Annotated in this window: 19 protein-coding genes and 1 tRNA gene; 16 read left to right on the plus strand and 4 right to left on the minus strand. The window is 70.4% G+C overall.

Translation table 11 applies throughout. From position 1 onward, the window contains the following. The first annotated feature begins 14 nt into the window (after nt 1-14). Nucleotides 15-137 carry a hypothetical protein gene (locus ACFY1J_RS41910; RefSeq protein WP_263210422.1) on the plus strand — a complete coding sequence of 41 codons (123 nt, stop codon included), beginning with the start codon at nt 15-17 and terminating at the stop codon, nt 135-137. A 19-nt stretch (nt 138-156) separates the two neighbouring features. Here the strand turns inward: ACFY1J_RS41910 and ACFY1J_RS41915 are convergent, their stop codons facing one another. Then, the gene (locus ACFY1J_RS41915) at nt 157-1,791 is read right to left on the minus strand and encodes a helicase HerA-like domain-containing protein (protein WP_390733051.1); all 1,635 of its coding nucleotides are present in this window, start codon (nt 1,789-1,791) and stop codon (nt 157-159) included. Between the two features lie 105 nt (nt 1,792-1,896). Here ACFY1J_RS41915 and ACFY1J_RS41920 point away from each other — a divergent pair, with 105 nt between their 5' ends. Continuing rightward, complete coding sequence (locus ACFY1J_RS41920) at nt 1,897-2,193, plus strand: type II toxin-antitoxin system VapB family antitoxin (protein WP_003999914.1); 297 nt, start codon at nt 1,897-1,899, stop codon at nt 2,191-2,193. Between the two features lie 147 nt (nt 2,194-2,340). Continuing rightward, on the plus strand, nt 2,341-2,982 hold the full coding sequence (locus ACFY1J_RS41925; protein ID WP_390733052.1) for a LytR C-terminal domain-containing protein: 642 nt from the start codon (nt 2,341-2,343) through the stop codon (nt 2,980-2,982). Between the two features lie 480 nt (nt 2,983-3,462). On the opposite strand, the gene upp is transcribed toward ACFY1J_RS41925, so the two are convergent. After that, on the minus strand, nt 3,463-4,098 hold the full coding sequence (gene upp, locus ACFY1J_RS41930; protein ID WP_390733053.1) for a uracil phosphoribosyltransferase: 636 nt from the start codon (nt 4,096-4,098) through the stop codon (nt 3,463-3,465). A gap of 95 nt (nt 4,099-4,193) precedes the next feature. Between upp and ACFY1J_RS41935 the strand changes: the two genes are divergently transcribed. The 9 genes from ACFY1J_RS41935 (at nt 4,194) to ACFY1J_RS41975 (ending at nt 9,637) form a co-directional block, all read left to right on the plus strand. Then, nucleotides 4,194-4,406, plus strand: a complete 213-nt coding sequence (locus ACFY1J_RS41935; protein ID WP_363299567.1) for a hypothetical protein — start codon at nt 4,194-4,196, stop codon at nt 4,404-4,406. Between the two features lie 313 nt (nt 4,407-4,719). Continuing rightward, nucleotides 4,720-5,250, plus strand: coding sequence for a hypothetical protein (locus tag ACFY1J_RS41940; RefSeq protein WP_363299697.1), 531 nt, complete (start codon nt 4,720-4,722; stop codon nt 5,248-5,250). Nucleotides 5,251-5,306: 56 nt separating this feature from the next. Further along, nucleotides 5,307-5,738, plus strand: coding sequence for a tRNA adenosine(34) deaminase TadA (gene tadA / locus ACFY1J_RS41945; protein ID WP_390712324.1), 432 nt, complete (start codon nt 5,307-5,309; stop codon nt 5,736-5,738). 67 nt (nt 5,739-5,805) lie between these two features. Beyond that, nucleotides 5,806-5,890 (plus strand) — tRNA-Ser (locus ACFY1J_RS41950). Between the two features lie 129 nt (nt 5,891-6,019). Further along, nucleotides 6,020-6,199: a hypothetical protein gene (locus tag ACFY1J_RS41955; protein ID WP_263210427.1), complete on the plus strand. Its 180-nt coding sequence runs from the start codon at nt 6,020-6,022 to the stop codon at nt 6,197-6,199. A 28-nt stretch (nt 6,200-6,227) separates the two neighbouring features. Next, nucleotides 6,228-6,521, plus strand: a complete 294-nt coding sequence (locus tag ACFY1J_RS41960) for a Dabb family protein (protein ID WP_390712325.1) — start codon at nt 6,228-6,230, stop codon at nt 6,519-6,521. A gap of 170 nt (nt 6,522-6,691) precedes the next feature. Then, nucleotides 6,692-7,615 carry an RNA polymerase sigma factor SigF gene (locus tag ACFY1J_RS41965; protein WP_390733054.1) on the plus strand — a complete coding sequence of 308 codons (924 nt, stop codon included), beginning with the start codon at nt 6,692-6,694 and terminating at the stop codon, nt 7,613-7,615. Between the two features lie 266 nt (nt 7,616-7,881). After that, complete coding sequence (locus ACFY1J_RS41970) at nt 7,882-8,811, plus strand: RNA polymerase sigma factor SigF (protein WP_390712327.1); 930 nt, start codon at nt 7,882-7,884, stop codon at nt 8,809-8,811. A gap of 583 nt (nt 8,812-9,394) precedes the next feature. Further along, on the plus strand, nt 9,395-9,637 hold the full coding sequence (locus tag ACFY1J_RS41975; RefSeq protein WP_390712328.1) for a hypothetical protein: 243 nt from the start codon (nt 9,395-9,397) through the stop codon (nt 9,635-9,637). 5 nt (nt 9,638-9,642) lie between these two features. Here the strand turns inward: ACFY1J_RS41975 and ACFY1J_RS41980 are convergent, their stop codons facing one another. Beyond that, nucleotides 9,643-9,840 carry a hypothetical protein gene (locus ACFY1J_RS41980; protein ID WP_363299561.1) on the minus strand — a complete coding sequence of 66 codons (198 nt, stop codon included), beginning with the start codon at nt 9,838-9,840 and terminating at the stop codon, nt 9,643-9,645. A 206-nt stretch (nt 9,841-10,046) separates the two neighbouring features. Here ACFY1J_RS41980 and ACFY1J_RS41985 point away from each other — a divergent pair, with 206 nt between their 5' ends. From ACFY1J_RS41985 to ACFY1J_RS42000, 4 genes are all read left to right on the plus strand, one after another. Beyond that, nucleotides 10,047-10,541, plus strand: coding sequence for a MarR family winged helix-turn-helix transcriptional regulator (locus ACFY1J_RS41985; protein ID WP_390712329.1), 495 nt, complete (start codon nt 10,047-10,049; stop codon nt 10,539-10,541). Between the two features lie 21 nt (nt 10,542-10,562). Next, nucleotides 10,563-13,118 carry an MFS transporter gene (locus ACFY1J_RS41990; RefSeq protein ID WP_390712330.1) on the plus strand — a complete coding sequence of 852 codons (2,556 nt, stop codon included), beginning with the start codon at nt 10,563-10,565 and terminating at the stop codon, nt 13,116-13,118. A 100-nt stretch (nt 13,119-13,218) separates the two neighbouring features. Beyond that, on the plus strand, nt 13,219-14,040 hold the full coding sequence (locus ACFY1J_RS41995) for a YceI family protein (protein ID WP_390733055.1): 822 nt from the start codon (nt 13,219-13,221) through the stop codon (nt 14,038-14,040). Nucleotides 14,041-14,089: 49 nt separating this feature from the next. After that, nucleotides 14,090-14,560, plus strand: coding sequence for a PPOX class F420-dependent oxidoreductase (locus tag ACFY1J_RS42000; RefSeq protein WP_390712332.1), 471 nt, complete (start codon nt 14,090-14,092; stop codon nt 14,558-14,560). Nucleotides 14,561-14,932: 372 nt separating this feature from the next. Here the strand turns inward: ACFY1J_RS42000 and ACFY1J_RS42005 are convergent, their stop codons facing one another. Further along, complete coding sequence (locus ACFY1J_RS42005) at nt 14,933-15,691, minus strand: TetR/AcrR family transcriptional regulator (protein WP_390712333.1); 759 nt, start codon at nt 15,689-15,691, stop codon at nt 14,933-14,935. Nucleotides 15,692-15,791: the final 100 nt, after the last annotated feature.

Consider the following 15,791-nt stretch of genomic DNA (forward strand, 5'->3'; position numbering starts at 1 on the left):
CAAGGAGCACAGCCATGCCCTCAGATCCGTATGCGGTCCTGCGTGCCCTGCTGCGCGCGGAGGCCGTGCGCAGCACGCCCAAACCGGAGGCGAAGAAGACGCAGGCGCAGCAGCCCCGGAAGGACGGGGACCGCTGACCGGCCGGCGGAGGCGGGCCTACCGCCTCCGCCGGGCCGTACCGAAGAGCGAACGGGTGACCTCACGGCCGAGCTGGGTGCCGATCGACCGCGCCAGGGACTGGAACATCCCGCTCCCGATGACCTGTTCGACGACCGACGGCTTCTCCTCGCCCCCGGCCCTCTTCCCGGTCCTTGCTGCCGCGGTCATCTCGTCGAGTCCCTCGGCGCCACGCCCGGCCTGCGTCAGCTCGTCCGGCCCCTTGGCCCCGCGCCCGGCCTCCGTCAGCTTCTCGTACGCCGACTCGCGGTCCACAGCCTGTGCATAACGCTCGTGAAGCGGGGACTGCCGTACCGCCGCGTCCAGGACGGCCGCGCCGACCGGGCCCATCAGGGACTCCGGTGCGCGCAGCCGGGTCGCGGCGACCGGGGTGGGGGCGCCCTTCTCGCTCAGGACCGTCACGACGGCCTCGCCGGTGCCGAGCCCGGTGAGCAGTTCCTCCAGGTCGTACGCCGAGTTGGGGAAGGTCTTCACCGTGGCCCGCAGAGCCTTCTGGTCGTCGGGGGTGAAGGCGCGCAGGGCGTGCTGGACGCGGTTGCCGAGCTGGGCGAGGACGTCCGACGGCACGTCGTTCGGCGTCTGTGTGACGAAGAAGACGCCGACCCCTTTCGAGCGAATGAGGCGCACGGTCTGGGCGATCGAGTCGAGGAACTCCTTGGAGGCGCCGTCGAACAGCAGATGCGCCTCGTCGAAGAAGAAGACCAGCTTCGGCCTGTCGGCGTCACCGACCTCCGGAAGGTCGTGGAAGAGGTCGGCCAGCAGCCACATCAGGAACGTCGAGAACAGCTGCGGCCTGTCCTGTACGGCGGGGAGTTCGAGGACGGAGACGATGCCGCGCCCGTCCGGTGCCGTACGCAGGAACTCGCCCGTGTCGAACTCCGGCTCCCCGAAGAAGTCCGCCATGCCCTGTGCCTCGAAGGCGGTCAGGGAGCGCAGGATCACCCCGGCCGTGGCGCTGGACAGGCCGCCGATGTTCTTCAGCTCGGCCCGGCCCTCGTCGGAGGTGAGGAAGGCGACGACGGCCCTGAGGTCCTTGAGGTCGATCAGCTCCAGGCCCTTGGTGTCCGCGTAGTGGAAGATCAGCCCGAGGGACTGCTCCTGGGTCCGGTTGAGCCGGAGCACCTTGGACAGCAGCAGCGGGCCGAAGCTGGTGATCGTGGCCCGCAGCGGGGTGCCCCGGCCGATGCCGCCCAGGGCGAAGAACTCGGCGGGGAAACCGGCCGGAGCCCACTCCTGGTGGACGTCCGCCGCACGGCCCCGCACCGGCTCGTTCGGCTGCCCGGGTGCCGAGATCCCGGACAGGTCGCCCTTCATGTCCGCGAGGAAGACCGGCACGCCCTGCGCCGAGAGCTGCTCGGCGATCAGCTGAAGCGTCTTGGTCTTGCCGGTGCCGGTGGCGCCCGCGACCAGGCCGTGGCGGTTCAGCATGGCGAGGGGGATGCGGATCTGTGCGTCGGGCAGGCACACGCCGTCCCAGACCAGGGCGCCCAGATCCAGCGCGGGACCGGTGAAGGCATAGCCGGACGCGATCTTCAGGGCCTCCTGCGGGAGGGCGGGAGCGCTGCCCGGTGCCTGGGGAACGGTGGCGGGAGGCACGGTCTCGCTGTCACTCATCTCGGACCCCTGTTCCCGGTTTGCCCTGCTTCGTTGCGTCTTTTCCAGCGTCGCACTCGCTCGCCATGGCTGCGCCCGGAAGGTCTTGACCGGTAGGCTTTCCGTGTGATCTTCAAGCGCATCGGAAACGGCCGGCCGTACCCCGACCACGGCCGGGAGAGCACCCGGCAGTGGGCGGACGTCGCACCGCGCCCGGTCCGCCTCGATCAGCTCGTGACGACCAAGGGGCAGCTCGACCTGGAAACCCTCCTCGCCGAGGACTCGACGTTCTACGGCGACCTCTTCGCGCATGTCGTGAAGTGGCAGGGCGACCTGTATCTGGAGGACGGCCTCCACCGCGCGGTCCGCGCGGCCCTGCAGCAGCGCCAGGTGCTGCACGCGCGCGTGCTCGAACTGGACTGAGACCCCTCGGGCAGGTCCCCCGGACGGTCCCCTCAGGACACCCGTACGGACACGCCCCGGTAACAGGTTGGCCCTTTCGGGTTCTCCGGTACGGCGTCGAATGATCATCTAGTAGGAATCGTCGCCGGTCCGCACTACGCTGCGCCCATGAGCATGCTGACTCCCCCTGGCATGGGTGGCCAGTACCGGATCACGGGGGACAAGTACCCGCGGATGCGCCCTCCCCGGCGGCGCGGCAGGCTTGTGTTCGGGCTGGTGTCCTCCGTCGCTGTGCTCGGCCTGGTCGGCTGGGGAACCCTGCAGCTCATCGACGTGTTCACGGGCGGTGGCAAGAAGGCCGCGGCGGCCGGTTCCAAGGCGGACTGCGCGACCAAGGCGAGCCCCTCGGCCACGCCCGCGGTCGCCCTGCCCGAGCCGGGCGGGATCACCGTCAACGTCTACAACGCGACGAAGCGCTCCGGGCTCGCCAAGTCGACCGCCGACGAGCTCAAGAAGCGCGGCTTCCGCATCGGCGAGGTGGGCAACGCCTCGGCGCAGCTCGACGGAAAGATCAAGGGCACCGGGCTACTGATCGGTCCCGCGTCCGCCGTGAACAGCTCACTGCCCGTGCTCGCCACCCAGCTCGCCTCGGCGGAGCGACGCATGGACGCCGGCCGCAAGGGCACGGACCTCGACTTCGTCATCGGCACGGACTTCAAGAGCCTCACGAAGCAGACGGACGCCGACAAGGCCCTGACCAAACTGACCACGCCCCGCACGACGTCCGCCGCATCGAAGAAGAACTGCTAGAGAAACCACCGACAGGCCACCGGCCGCAAGCGCCACCGAGCGGGTCGCACAGCCTGCTCTGCCGCCCCCGCACCTCGGCCTCGTCATCGGCGCGGACTTCAGGGGCCGCGCGCGGCAAGCAGATGCCGGACCGCCAGGAGACCCGCCGGAAGGTCGCCGGAAGCGCTGCCGAACGGGCCGCACAGCCAACACAGCCACCCCGAACCTCGGCCTCTCCATCGGCACGGACTTCAGAGGCCCCGCGAGGCAAGCACATGCCGGACCGCCAGGAGACCCGCCGGAAGGTCGCCGGAAGCGCTGCCGAACGGGCCGCACAGCCAACACGGCCACCCCGGACCTCGGCCTCTCCATCGGCACGGACTTCAGAGGCCCCGCGAGGCAAGCACATGCCGGACCGCCAGGAGACCCGCCAGAAGGTCGCCGGAAGCGCTGCCGAACGGGCCGCACGGCCTGTTCGGGCGTGCCGTACAAGCGGTCGGCCTACTCGGCCGCCCCGTACAGCCGGTCGCCCGCGTCTCCCAGGCCGGGGACGATGTAGCCGTGGTCGTTGAGGTGGTCGTCGACGGCCGCTGTCACGACCGTGACCGGCGTGCCCGCGAGTTCGCGCTCCATGAGTTCGACGCCCTCGGGGGCGGCGAGCAGTACGACCGCGGTCACGTCGTCGGCGCCGCGCTTGATCAGCTCCTGGATCGCCGCGACCAGCGTGCCGCCGGTGGCCAGCATGGGGTCAAGGACGTACACCTGGCGGCCGGAGAGGTCCTCGGGCATGCGCGAGGCGTACGTGGAGGCCTGCAGCGTCTCCTCGTTGCGGATCATGCCCAGGAAGCCCACCTCGGCGGTCGGCAGCAGCCGGACCATGCCGTCCAGCATGCCGAGCCCGGCGCGCAGGATCGGCACCACCAGCGGACGCGGGTAGGAGAGCTTGACGCCGGTGGTGGGGGAGACCGGGGTGCGGATGTCGACGGCCTCGGTACGTACGTCCCGCGTGGCCTCGTAGGCGAGCAGGGTGACCAGTTCGTCGGCGAGCCGCCGGAAGGTCGCGGAGTCGGTGCGCTGGTCGCGCAGGGTGGTGAGCTTGTGGGCGACCAGGGGGTGGTCGACGACGTGGAGACGCATGCCCATAACAGTAACCGCGCCGCGCCACACCTGGCTCTGGCATCAAACCGCCCGACCGGGGGAAAGTGGGAGGGACCGACTGGGGTGGTGAGCCGATGCCTGACCTGCCTGACCGCGACTCCGAGGCCTCCGGCGAGACCGGTGCGGGTGTGTCGCCGCCGGAGACGGACGCCGAACGCCGACGGCGCCGCGCGCGGTTCCTGCACGAGCTCGCCGAAGCCCGACAGCTCCGTGACCGCGTCCAGCCACGCCGCGCCAAGGCCGCCCGGCTCCGGCACGCGATGCGCATGCGGACCTTCCGCTGGTAGGAATCCGGTAGGGAAGATCGGGTGTTGGTGAGACGTTCCCGGTAAGGCCGTGCGTGAGCGACACCCAAAGCCGCGTACGATCCGCAGGTGGCGGCAACAAGTGCGCCGGTGATACCTGCACGGACGCACGGGTTGGTCCTTTTGCGTCGTGCGATCAAAACTGCCGGACACAGGGAGCCGAAGACGTCCCCTGAACGCCTTGTTTCTGCCACGATTCCGAGTGGGTGGGGCTCGGAGCACAGCTCTCCCCGCCCAAGAACCTCCGCCGGGGGGACCCCCAACCGGCACGCCTATGACCAGTGGGAGAGTCACGGTGTACTTCGCCGCACTGCTCGCGCGCACCGAAGACGGGTGGGAAGCGAGCGACACAGAGCTCGACGATGTGGAAACCCTGTCGGATCTGGCCGACCTGGCCCGGGAAGCCAATCCCGATGAGGACACGGTGCTCGTCCTGATCGAGCAGGAGGACGCCTGGTTCGGTGTCGTCCGCGTGGACGGCGAGGACGACCCTCGCATCTACGTCTCGGACGCCGCCGCCGCCGCCCGCAGCGCGTACGGCGAGCTGCTGCTCACGGACGAACTGCTGGGCCGCGAGCCCGGCTCCGACGGCCCCGACCTGGACGCCCTGGACCTCGACGGCACCGAGGACGGTGAGTCCGAGGACGGGGACGACGAGGACGGCACCTCCGCCGACGCGGTGCCGCACAGCCCGGTGGGCGACAGCGAGATCCTCGACGACCTGGGCGTGAGCGAGAAGGAGCTGCGCGCCCTGGACGCGGAGGACGCGCTGGGAGCGATCGCCGAGGCCCTGGGCGCCTCGGAGGTGCTGGAGACCGTCCGCTGACCGCCCCGGAGCCGGGCGGGGCCCCGGACCCGGTACGCGACCGCTGGCGGGCCGCGATGCGGCTCGCCCTGGACGAGGCCGGGCAGGCCGTCCGGGGCGGGGACGTCCCCGTCGGTGCCGTCGTGCTGTCCCCGGACGGTACGACGGTGCTCGCGACCGGCCACAACGAGCGCGAGGCCACCGGTGACCCCACGGCCCACGCGGAGATCCTCGCGATCCGGCGGGCCGCCGCACGGCTGGGAGAGTGGCGGCTGACCGGGTGCACCCTCGTGGTCACCCTGGAGCCCTGCACGATGTGCGCGGGAGCGCTGGTCCAGTCCCGGGTGGACCGTGTCGTCTACGGCGCCCGCGACGAGAAGGCGGGCGCGGCCGGCTCCCTGTGGGACGTCGTACGGGACCGTCGGCTCAACCACCGTCCCGAGGTGATCGAGGGCGTGCTGGCGGCGGACTCGGCCCGGCTGCTCACGGAGTTCTTCCGGGATCGGTGAAGCCCGCTTCCGGGGAGCCGGGAAACGGATTTCGGACCATGGCCCACCGTGCTGTAAGGTCTCCCTCGGTAGCGTGTCCGAGCGGCCGAAGGAGCTCGCCTCGAAAGCGAGTGTGGCGCAAGTCACCGAGGGTTCAAATCCCTCCGCTACCGCTGAAGATGGGCCCCGTCGGAAGACGGGGCCCATCGTGCATTCGGCAGAAAAACAAAGAACGTTACACTCACCGCCGGCGACAAGGGGCCCAAAGGCCCCGGCGAGCAGCAGAGACAGGGGAGGCCGCGGTGGCGGTGAACGGCAAGAAGATCGCCGTGTACGTGCTCGTGGTCTTCGTGCTCTATGTGATCATCACAGACCCGGCCAAGGCCGCGGACTACGTCCAGATAGGCTTCGAGGGCATTTCGGACGCCGCCAAGGCCATCGGCGACTTCTTCACATGGATCGTCGACGGAGCAAAGAGCTGAAGAGCTGAAAGAGCTGAGGGAAGGGCCCATGATCCGGCACCTGGTGCTGTTCAAGCTCAACGAGGGCGTCGAGCGCGACGACCCGAGGGTCGTGGCGGGCGTCGAGGCCTTCCGGGCGCTCGGCGGGCAGATCGAGGAGCTGCGCTTCTGGGAGTGCGCCTGGAACATCAGCGACCGGCCCATCGCGTACGACTTCGCGATCAACTCGGCGGTCGAGGACCGGGACGCCCTCAAGCGCTACCTGGAGCACCCGGCCCACCAGGCGGGCGTCGCGCTGTGGCGGGAGTTCGCCACGTGGGTGATCGCCGACTACGAATTCTGAGCCGTACACCCCAGTGGCCCTCCGCCGGAACGGCGGGGGGTCTTTATGCGTCTTTAGTCCCAACTTGCCCTCAACACGGCGTTATGCGGTGCTTGCACACAGTGCACATGTCTTGTGATGCTATGACCGCTTTTGACGGATGATTGACCGATGAAGAGGTGGCGTTGACCGTGTCGGCCAGTACTGCGCCGCCCCAGGAAGAGGCGCCCGTCCCCGCCCCCGCATCCACGCCCACCTCCACCTCCACGCCCACGTCCACGTTCGCCTCCACGCCCACGCCCACGTCCACCTCGGCCACCACACCCGCGCCCGCACCCGCACCCGAGAAGCGCCGCGGCGCCGACACCCGCGCGCTCACCCAGGTACTCTTCGCACAGCTCAAGGACCTCCAGTCGGGCACGCCGGAGCACAACCGGGTGCGAGGGGCGCTCATCGAGGCCAATCTGCCGCTCGTGCGCTACGCGGCCGCCCGGTTCCGCTCCCGCAACGAGCCCATGGAGGACGTGGTCCAGGTCGGCACGATCGGCCTCATCAACGCCATCGACCGCTTCGACCCGGACCGGGGCGTGCAGTTCCCGACCTTCGCCATGCCGACGGTGGTGGGCGAGATCAAGCGGTACTTCCGGGACAACGTCCGCACGGTCCACGTACCGCGCCGGCTGCACGAGCTGTGGGTCCAGGTCAACAGCGCGACGGAGGACCTGACGACCGCCTTCGGACGCTCCCCCACGACCGCCGAGATCGCCGAGCGGCTGCGCATCAGCGAGGAGGAGGTGCTGTCCTGCATCGAGGCCGGACGCTCGTACCACGCGACCTCCCTGGAGGCCGCCCAGGAGGGCGACGGGCTGCCGGGCCTGCTGGACCGCATCGGCTACGAGGACCCGGCCCTGGACGGCGTGGAGCACCGCGATCTGGTCCGCCACCTCCTGGTCCAACTCCCCGAACGCGAACAGAGAATCCTTCTCCTGCGCTACTACAGCAATCTCACCCAGTCTCAGATCAGCGCGGAACTCGGCGTGTCGCAGATGCACGTCTCACGGCTACTCGCGCGTAGCTTCCAGCGGCTGCGGTCGGCGAACCGGATCGACGCGTAACCGCAAACACGATCGAGCCATCACCGGCGTGAGCGATTCGCTCACCAGGGCCGTTCCCGACAGTTGTGCGTCGAAAAACCGTCAGACCCCCTTTTTCCAGGGCTGATTCGTAACTCACATGTCGACATGTCACTACAGCGTGTTGCCGACATGTGACATTCTGCGGGAAGCGCGTTTGCCGTGGCTCCGGCTCCGGTATTCAGGTGAGGGCTGCGTTCCTCGAAAGGATCGCCGCCGCGACCGTCCCGCGACCCAAAGGGGGTGGCATGTCCGCAGACCAGGGCAGCTCGAAGGTGCTCACGCCCACGAAAAGCGAGGCAGCGCCCAAGGAGCTCGACGCTATCGACGTGCTCGACGACGTCACGGCCCTCCAGGCCCCTCCGGCCCCGGAGCTCCCGGCCGCCGCAGATGTCCAGGCCTTGCCGGCCTCGGCGGACATCGACACCCGCACCCTGTCCCGCTCCCTGTTCCTGCGGCTCGCCGCACTCGACGAACACAGCCCCGAGCGTGTCTACGTCCGGGACACGCTGATCGAGCTCAACCTCCCGCTCGTGCGCTACGCGGCGGCCCGCTTCCGCAGCCGCAACGAGCCGATGGAGGACATCGTCCAGGTCGGCACCATCGGCCTCATCAAGGCGATCGACCGCTTCGACTGCGAACGCGGCGTGGAGTTCCCGACGTTCGCGATGCCGACGGTCGTGGGCGAGATCAAGCGCTTCTTCCGCGACACGTCCTGGTCGGTCCGCGTCCCGCGCCGGCTCCAGGAGCTGCGGCTGGCCCTCACCAAGGCCAGCGACGAACTCTCCCAGAAGCTGGACCGCTCCCCCACGGTCGCCGAACTGGCCGCCGTACTGGGCGTGTCCGAGGAGGACGTGGTCGACGGCCTGGCGGTCGGCAACGCCTACACGGCCTCCTCACTGGACTCCCCGGCCCCCGAGGACGACGGCGGCGAGGGCTCGCTCGCGGACCGCCTCGGCTACGAGGACACCGCCCTGGAGGGCGTGGAGTACCGCGAGTCGCTGAAGCCGCTGCTGGCCAAACTCCCGCCCCGCGAACGGCGGATCATCATGCTCCGCTTCTTCGCCAACATGACCCAGTCCCAGATCGGCGAGGAGGTCGGCATCTCCCAGATGCACGTCTCGCGTCTTCTGACCCGCACCCTGGCCCAGCTGCGCGAGGGACTCATCTCCGACTGATCCGATCGACGATCGATCCGACCGATCCGCACGGAAGCCCCGCACGGAGCTTCCTATTTGACGGAGTGTCAGCCACCATGGCGCGATGCTCCGGACGACATGGGCTCCATGGACGAGTGGCCGCCGAGGCGCCGTTACGGCAGCGTCGGCGGCCGTCGTCTGTCTGGGCGGACTGCTCGCGTCCTGCGCGGGCGGCAGCGGCGCCGGCGGCTACACGGCGGTGGGCCCGGCAGGCACGTCACCCCGGACGGCGGTGAGTCCGACCGGAAGGGTGACACTGACGCCGCTCGACGGAGTGACGGACGGCGGACACAACGCGCCGTCCACGCCCGGGACTTCCGAAGCGGCCCCGTCAGTAGCCCCGTCCCAGGCGCCCACCCTCGGTGAGACTCCCGGCGGCGACATCCCCGGCTCCCCGGGCACGGCCGGGACGCCACCCGGCCGCGGGACGGGTCGGCAGACATCGCCTCGCCCGTCGACGCCCGCTCCAGCTCCTGATCCGACCGAGGCACCCCCGTCGCCGGCGGCCCTCACCTGGGACCCGCCGTCCCGCGAGGCGACGGACCGGCGCTGGTGCGAGAAGGTGACGGTCACCTTTCACAACTCGGGCGGAACCGCGGTCCGTTCGGGCGAGGTGACCTTCGGCACCCACATCATCGGCGCCCTCGGCATCGACTGGGCCACGATCGAGTCGACGGAGGACCTCCCGGCCCCGATCGAGGCGGTCGCGCAGAAGAAGCACACGTGGACGGTGTGCGTCGACGCCTGGCGCGTACCGCTGGGGATGCACATCGAGACGCGGGACGTGGCCGTCGACTGGAAGTAGCCGCGCTACTTCAGCGCCAGCCAGGCAACCGCCGCCACGACCGCCACCGCGACGATGACGCCGATGATCAGTCCGATGCGCGGGCCCGCCGGGGCGGAAGCCTGCTGCCTGCCCCCCTGAGGGGACTCGTCGACGAACGCGCGGAACATCTGAGTGCTGCCTGCGGGGTCGTAGTTGCCCTGGGGGCCCTGGGTGTTAGCCATGGCCCGAGACACTAGCGAATCCGGGGATGCGGCCCAAGTGGGGGGCCACCCGCATATACGGGCCATCCGCACCCACTCCCACCAGCGCATTTACGTTCGCAATACTTGTCTTTGCCAAGTTTTTGTCCCCGGCCACCCCGATTTGTTTGCCTGCAGCAACCAAACATCCCTTACAGTTGCCTCAAGCAACGAATCTGGGAGGTGTGATGGCGGAGCAGGCGCAGTTCGAGGAGCTGGCGCGTCAGCTCAGCGCCGTCGGAGCGGTCAAACGGGACCTGGGGCGGATCCTTCCGCACGACTGCCCGGCCGGATCCGCAGCCGTACTGACGCTGCTCGGCGGTCACGGGGACATGCGCATGAGCAAGCTCGCCGAGCTGCTGGCCGTGGACATGTCCGTGACCAGCCGGCATGTCGCGCATGTCGCCGAGCGGGGCTGGATCGAGCGGTCCCCCGACCCCGCCGACAAGCGCTCGCGCATCCTGCGCCTCACCCCCGCGGGCAGGGCCACCCTCGTCGAACTGTCCCGGCGCACTGCCGAACTGCTGGCAGAGCGCCTGAGCGACTGGACCGACGAGGAGGTCGCCCAGCTGATCCGGCTGATGACCCGGCTGCGGGCGAGCTTCGGCGACTGCCGGTCCGCCCATCCCCGCCTGACCGCCCTCGCACCCGTACTCGACACGACCACCCGTACACCCGCATAACCACGTAAGAGAAGGAAACCCATGGCAACGACCACACCGGCCGGTGTGCGGGCCCACGCCAAGCACGGGGGAGGCCACGGCCACGGCCCCGGCCACGCCCCCATGTCGCACCGGCAGATCATGGAGGCGCTCTCCGGGCTGCTGCTCGGCATGTTCGCCGCGATCCTGTCGTCCACGATCGTCTCCAACGCCCTGCCCGAGATCATCAAGGACCTCGGCGGCGGCCAGAGCGCCTACACCTGGGTCGTCACGGCCGCGTTGCTGGCGATGACCGCCTCCACCCCGCTCTGGGGCAAGCTCGCCGACCTGGTCAGCAAGAAGGCGCTCGTCCAGATAGCCCTGGTCATCTATATCGCGGGCTCGGTCGTCGCCGGTCTGGCGCAGAACCCGGGCATGCTCATCGGCGCCCGTGTCATCCAGGGTCTGGGCGCCGGCGGTCTGACCGCGCTGGCCCAGATCATCATGGCCGCGATGATCTCGCCGCGGGAGCGGGGCCGCTACAGCGGTTACCTGGGTGCCACCTTCGCGGTCGCCACCGTCGGCGGCCCGCTCGTCGGCGGCGTCATCACCGACACCGACTGGCTCGGCTGGCGCTGGTGCCTCTACGTCGGAGTGCCCTTCGCGCTGATCGCGCTGGTCGTGCTGCAGAAGACGCTGCACCTGCCCGAGCACAAGCGTGCGGTCAAGGTCGACTGGGCCGGTGCCTTCTTCATCACCGCCGCCGTCAGCCTGCTGCTGATCTGGGTCACCTTCGCCGACGACAAGTACGACTGGCTGTCCTGGCAGACCTACACGATGGTCGGCGGCGCGCTTGTCCTGGCGCTGATCTTCCTCCTCATCGAGACGAAGGCCGACGAGCCGATCATCCCGCTGCGCCTGTTCCGGAACCGCACCATCACGCTGGCCTCGCTCGCCTCCCTGTTCGTCGGCATCGCGATGTTCGCCGGCACCGTCTTCTTCAGCCAGTACTTCCAGCTGGCGCGCGACAAGTCCCCGACGATGTCGGGCGTCATGACGATCCCGATGATCGCCGGTCTGTTCGTCTCCTCCACCGTCTCCGGCCAGATCATCACCAAGACCGGCAAGTGGAAGGCGTGGCTGGTCACGGGCGGTGTACTGCTGACGGCCGGCCTGGGCCTGCTGAGCAGCATGCGCTACGACACCGACTACTGGAAGATCGCGATCTTCATGGCGGTCATGGGCCTGGGCCTCGGCATGATGATGCAGAACCTGGTCCTGTCCACCCAGAACCAGGTCGCCCCGCACGAACTCGGCGCCGCCAGCTCGGTCGTCACCTTCTTCCGGTCCCTCGGCGGTGCGATGGGCGTCTCGGCGCTCGGCTCCGTGATGGCCACCCGCATCACCCACTACGCCACGGACACGATCGGCCGGCTGAAGCCCAAGGAGCAGCTGGCTGCCGCCAAGGCCACGGGCACCGGTCAGCTGCCGGACATGGACCTGCTGCCCCCGCACATCCGCACCTGGCTGGAGGGCGCGTACGGGCACGGCATCGCCGACATCTTCCTGTACGTCACGCCGGTCGCCCTCCTCGCCTTCCTGGTCACCCTGTTCATCAAGGAGGTCCCGCTGCGGACCGCGGGCGCCCTGGCCCAGGCCGCCGAGGCCAAGGCCGAGGCCGAGACCCCGGCCGCCGTCGCCGTCGCCGCCGAGGCCCCCGCCGAGGAGACTCCCACCGAGGCGCAGGTGCCCAGCTGGGCCACCCCGGTCGTGGACCCGGAGGCCGACACCGAGGCGGCCGGCACCCGGCAGCTCACCGCCGTCGCCACCGTGCCCGTCCCCCGGCAGCCCGAGCAGGGCGGTGTCCCGGTCCACGGCTTCGTCCGCGGTGCCGAGAGCGCCCCGGTCGCGCAGGCCGCGGTCACCCTGATCTCCCTCTCCGGCCGCCAGCTGGGCCGCGCGGTCGCCCAGGCCGACGGTTCCTACGGGGTGGAAGCGCCGGGCGCGGGCTCGTACGTCCTGATCGCCTCCGCGGACGGCTACCAGCCGCAGGCGTCCACGGTCGTCGTGGGGGACGACCCGGTGTCGTACGACATCCTGCTCAGCGGCACCAGCGGCCTGAGCGGCACCGTCCGGGCCGCCGGGAGCGCGCTGCCGGTCAAGGACGCGATGGTGATCGTCACCGATGTGCGCGGGGACCTGCTGGCCACCGGGATCACCGGTGAGCAGGGCGAGTTCGGCTTCGCCGAGCTGGTGCCGGGTGCGGTGACCGTGGCGGTGAACGCGGCCGGGTTCCGGCCCCGCGCGCTGCCGGTCGAGATCGGCGCCACCGGTGTCACCCGGATCGCGGTCGACCTGGACGCCGGCGCCCAGCTCCAGGGCGTCGTACGGGCCCCGCACGGCCCGCTGGCCGACGCCCGGGTGACCCTCGTGGACGCGGCGGGCAACGTGGTCGGCTCGGCCACGACCGGGACGGACGGGGCGTATGCCTTCGCCGACCTGAACAGCGGCGAGTACACCGTCATCGCGACGGGCTACCCGCCGGTGGCCACGGCCCTCACGGTGAACGGCACCGGAGTCGACGGCCACGACATCGAACTCGCCCACCCCGGCGAGTAGTTCGGCCCCGGCCCGGGCCGGGCGCGCTCCGAGCGGAGGCGCGTCCGGCACGGGCCGGTCGCATAATGACCAGTTTCTTATGTTTTGGGGAGAAAACGGGATGGCACTGACCGCGAGGATCCGTACCCGGGACGGATGGGCCGTGTCGCACGCGGTCGTCACGGTGGCCGATGGGACGGGCAGGCAGGTACTGCGCGCCGAGGCCGACCCGGAGGGGGCCGTACGGGACACGACCGAGCTCGCGCCGGGGGCGTACACGGTGATCGTCACGGCCGTCGGGTACGCGCCCGCCGCCGCCGGCGCGATCGTCACCGCGAGCGGGCGGGCCGAGGTCGGCACGGTGACACTGGCCCGGCAGGGCGGCACCGAGCTGCCCCCGCCCGGCCCGTGGACCGTCGACCCGGCCCACTCCAGCGTGGGCGCCGTCGCCCAGCACCTCGGGATCTCCAGCGTGCGCGGCCGGTTCACGGAGTTCGCGGGCACGGTCGAGATCGCGCCCGACGACCTCACCGAGTCCCGGGTCCGGGCCGTCATCCGGGCGGCCTCCATCGACACCGGCAACGACATGCGCGACACGCATCTGCGCTCCGCGGACTTCCTGGACGTCGAGCGCCACCCCGAGATCACCTACCGCTCGACGGGCCTCGCCGCGGCCGGCGCCGACCGCTGGACGGTCCACGGCGAACTGTCGATGCACGGTGTCGTACGACCCGTCGACCTGGACCTCGCCTACCTCGGCACCGGCTCCGACCCCTGGGGCGGCACCCGCGCGGCCTTCCGGGCGACGGCGGAGCTGCACCGCGAGGACTTCGCGATGAACTACAACCAGGTCGTCCAGGCGGGCATCGCCGCGATCGGTACGACGCTGAAGGTGGAGCTGGACATCCAGGCGGTGCAGGGCGGGTCGCTGCCACAGGCGTAGGCACAGCAGGGTCAGCCGGATCCGGGTCCGCTGCCTCTAGGCTGCCCCCATGGCACCGAACATCGCGACCAACACGTCCGTCTCCCTGGACGAGTTGCTGGACTTCGTACGCCCCCGTCACCGCGCCATCCTGCTGACCAGGCGGGCCGACGGCGGACCCCAGGGCTCGCCGCTGACCTGCGGGGTCGACGACTCGGGGCGGATCGTGGTCTCCACCTACCCGGAACGCGCCAAGACGCGCAACGCCAAGCGGGACCCACGGGTCAGCCTGATCGTACTGAGCGACGACTGGAACGGCCCGTGGGTCCAGATCGACGGAACGGCAGAGGTCATCGACTCCCCCGACTCGGTGGAACCGCTGGTGGAGTACTACCGCAACATCGCCGGCGAACACCCGGACTGGGCCGAGTACCGCGAGGCGATGCGCAAACAGGGCAAGTCGATCATCCGCATCACTCCGGACCGCTGGGGCCCGGTGGCCACGGGCGGCTTCCCGGCCCGGCTGGTGACCGAGGACTGACCACCAAGGCACGGCAAGCCGGCTGCCCGGGCCACCCCGGAGCGCCGGGGCCCGGTGACCACCGGCAGCTTCCCGGGCCGGCTGGTGGCCGGGGACTGACCACCAAGGCGCGGCAAGTCGATTGCCCGGGCCGCTCCGGAGCGCCGGGGCCCGCGGCCACCGGCGGCTCCCCGCACCGCTGGTGGCCGAAGGCCGACCATCACGGCACACCACCACTCGGCGGGCGGAGTCCTGCACAGCGCTCCGGAGCCTGCGGAGCAGCGCGAGGAGCGCAGGCGAAAGGGCCCGCGAGGCCATGGGCAAGCAGGGCAAGTCGATCACCGGGTCCCCCGCCGCGGTGGGGGTCGTGAGCGGGGGCCGGGCCCCTCCCGGTCAGCCGCGGGTGACCATCGCCTCGATTCCTGACACCAGTAGGTCCAGGGCGAAAGTGAAGTCGCGGTCCAGCATCTCCTCGACCGTGTCGCCGCCGCGGGCCGCCATGATGTCCTTGGACTCCTTGATCACGCCGGCGGTCTGCGGGGCCTCGGACACCGCGCTCATGGCGGTGCGGAAGTACTCGTCGGGGGTCAGGCCCGCGGCCTCGACCCGCGCGGCGAAGTGGCCCTCGACCGTGCCGAAGCCGTAGACGAACTGGAAGACGGCGGAGATGGCGCCCGTGACGCCGTGCGCGGGCAGCCCGGTCCGGCGGATGACCTGCTGCACCGCCCGGGAGAACGCGAGCGAGTTCGGGCCGATGTTGAGATACCGCCCTGCGAGCGGCGACAGCCAGGGGTGCCGGACGAGAAGCGCACGGTATTCCGTGGCCAGCGTGCGCAGCTGGTCGCGCCAGTCCTCGTCCCCGGCCTCCGGATCGGGCAGCCGCAGCTCGCCGTAGACCGCGTCCAGGGCGAGTTCCAGCAGGTCGTCCTTGGTGTCGACGTACCAGTACACGGACATCGCGGTGACGTGCAGTCCGGCCGCGAGCCTCCGCATCGAGAACTTGGCCAGACCCTCGGCATCCAGCAGCCGCACGGTCACCTCGGTGATCCGCTCACGATCGAGACCGGAGGGCTGCCCCGCGCGCCCGCTGCGGCGGGCCTTGCCCTCCAGCCAGACGCTCGACCGCACCGACCGCTCGGCTGCCTTGACCATCGGCGCACCTTCCTCGAGAACTCCGGCCACTCAACGAAATGCTAGAACCGCAACACCCCCATAAGGGACGCGGGACTGCGCCGATATATCGCTCCGCCAT

This window comes from Streptomyces sp. NPDC001406 (assembly GCF_042895285.1).
GTDB lineage: Bacteria > Actinomycetota > Actinomycetes > Streptomycetales > Streptomycetaceae > Streptomyces.

Excerpts from the sequence above, each read along its gene's own strand:
- ACFY1J_RS41995 (WP_390733055.1), top strand. The coding sequence starts at position 13,219 with ATGGCACTGACCGCGAGGATCCGTACCCGGGACGGATGGGCCGTGTCG.
- ACFY1J_RS41980 (WP_363299561.1), bottom strand. The coding sequence starts at position 9,840 with ATGGCTAACACCCAGGGCCCCCAGGGCAACTACGACCCCGCAGGCAGC.
- ACFY1J_RS42005 (WP_390712333.1), bottom strand. The coding sequence starts at position 15,691 with ATGGTCAAGGCAGCCGAGCGGTCGGTGCGGTCGAGCGTCTGGCTGGAG.
- ACFY1J_RS41910 (WP_263210422.1), top strand. The coding sequence starts at position 15 with ATGCCCTCAGATCCGTATGCGGTCCTGCGTGCCCTGCTGCGCGCGGAG.
- ACFY1J_RS41915 (WP_390733051.1), bottom strand. The coding sequence starts at position 1,791 with ATGAGTGACAGCGAGACCGTGCCTCCCGCCACCGTTCCCCAGGCACCG.
- upp (WP_390733053.1), bottom strand. The coding sequence starts at position 4,098 with ATGCGTCTCCACGTCGTCGACCACCCCCTGGTCGCCCACAAGCTCACC.
- ACFY1J_RS41970 (WP_390712327.1), top strand. The coding sequence starts at position 7,882 with ATGTCCGCAGACCAGGGCAGCTCGAAGGTGCTCACGCCCACGAAAAGC.
- ACFY1J_RS41985 (WP_390712329.1), top strand. The coding sequence starts at position 10,047 with ATGGCGGAGCAGGCGCAGTTCGAGGAGCTGGCGCGTCAGCTCAGCGCC.
- tadA (WP_390712324.1), top strand. The coding sequence starts at position 5,307 with ATGCGGCTCGCCCTGGACGAGGCCGGGCAGGCCGTCCGGGGCGGGGAC.
- ACFY1J_RS41935 (WP_363299567.1), top strand. The coding sequence starts at position 4,194 with ATGCCTGACCTGCCTGACCGCGACTCCGAGGCCTCCGGCGAGACCGGT.
- ACFY1J_RS41990 (WP_390712330.1), top strand. The coding sequence starts at position 10,563 with ATGGCAACGACCACACCGGCCGGTGTGCGGGCCCACGCCAAGCACGGG.
- ACFY1J_RS42000 (WP_390712332.1), top strand. The coding sequence starts at position 14,090 with ATGGCACCGAACATCGCGACCAACACGTCCGTCTCCCTGGACGAGTTG.
- ACFY1J_RS41925 (WP_390733052.1), top strand. The coding sequence starts at position 2,341 with ATGAGCATGCTGACTCCCCCTGGCATGGGTGGCCAGTACCGGATCACG.
- ACFY1J_RS41960 (WP_390712325.1), top strand. The coding sequence starts at position 6,228 with ATGATCCGGCACCTGGTGCTGTTCAAGCTCAACGAGGGCGTCGAGCGC.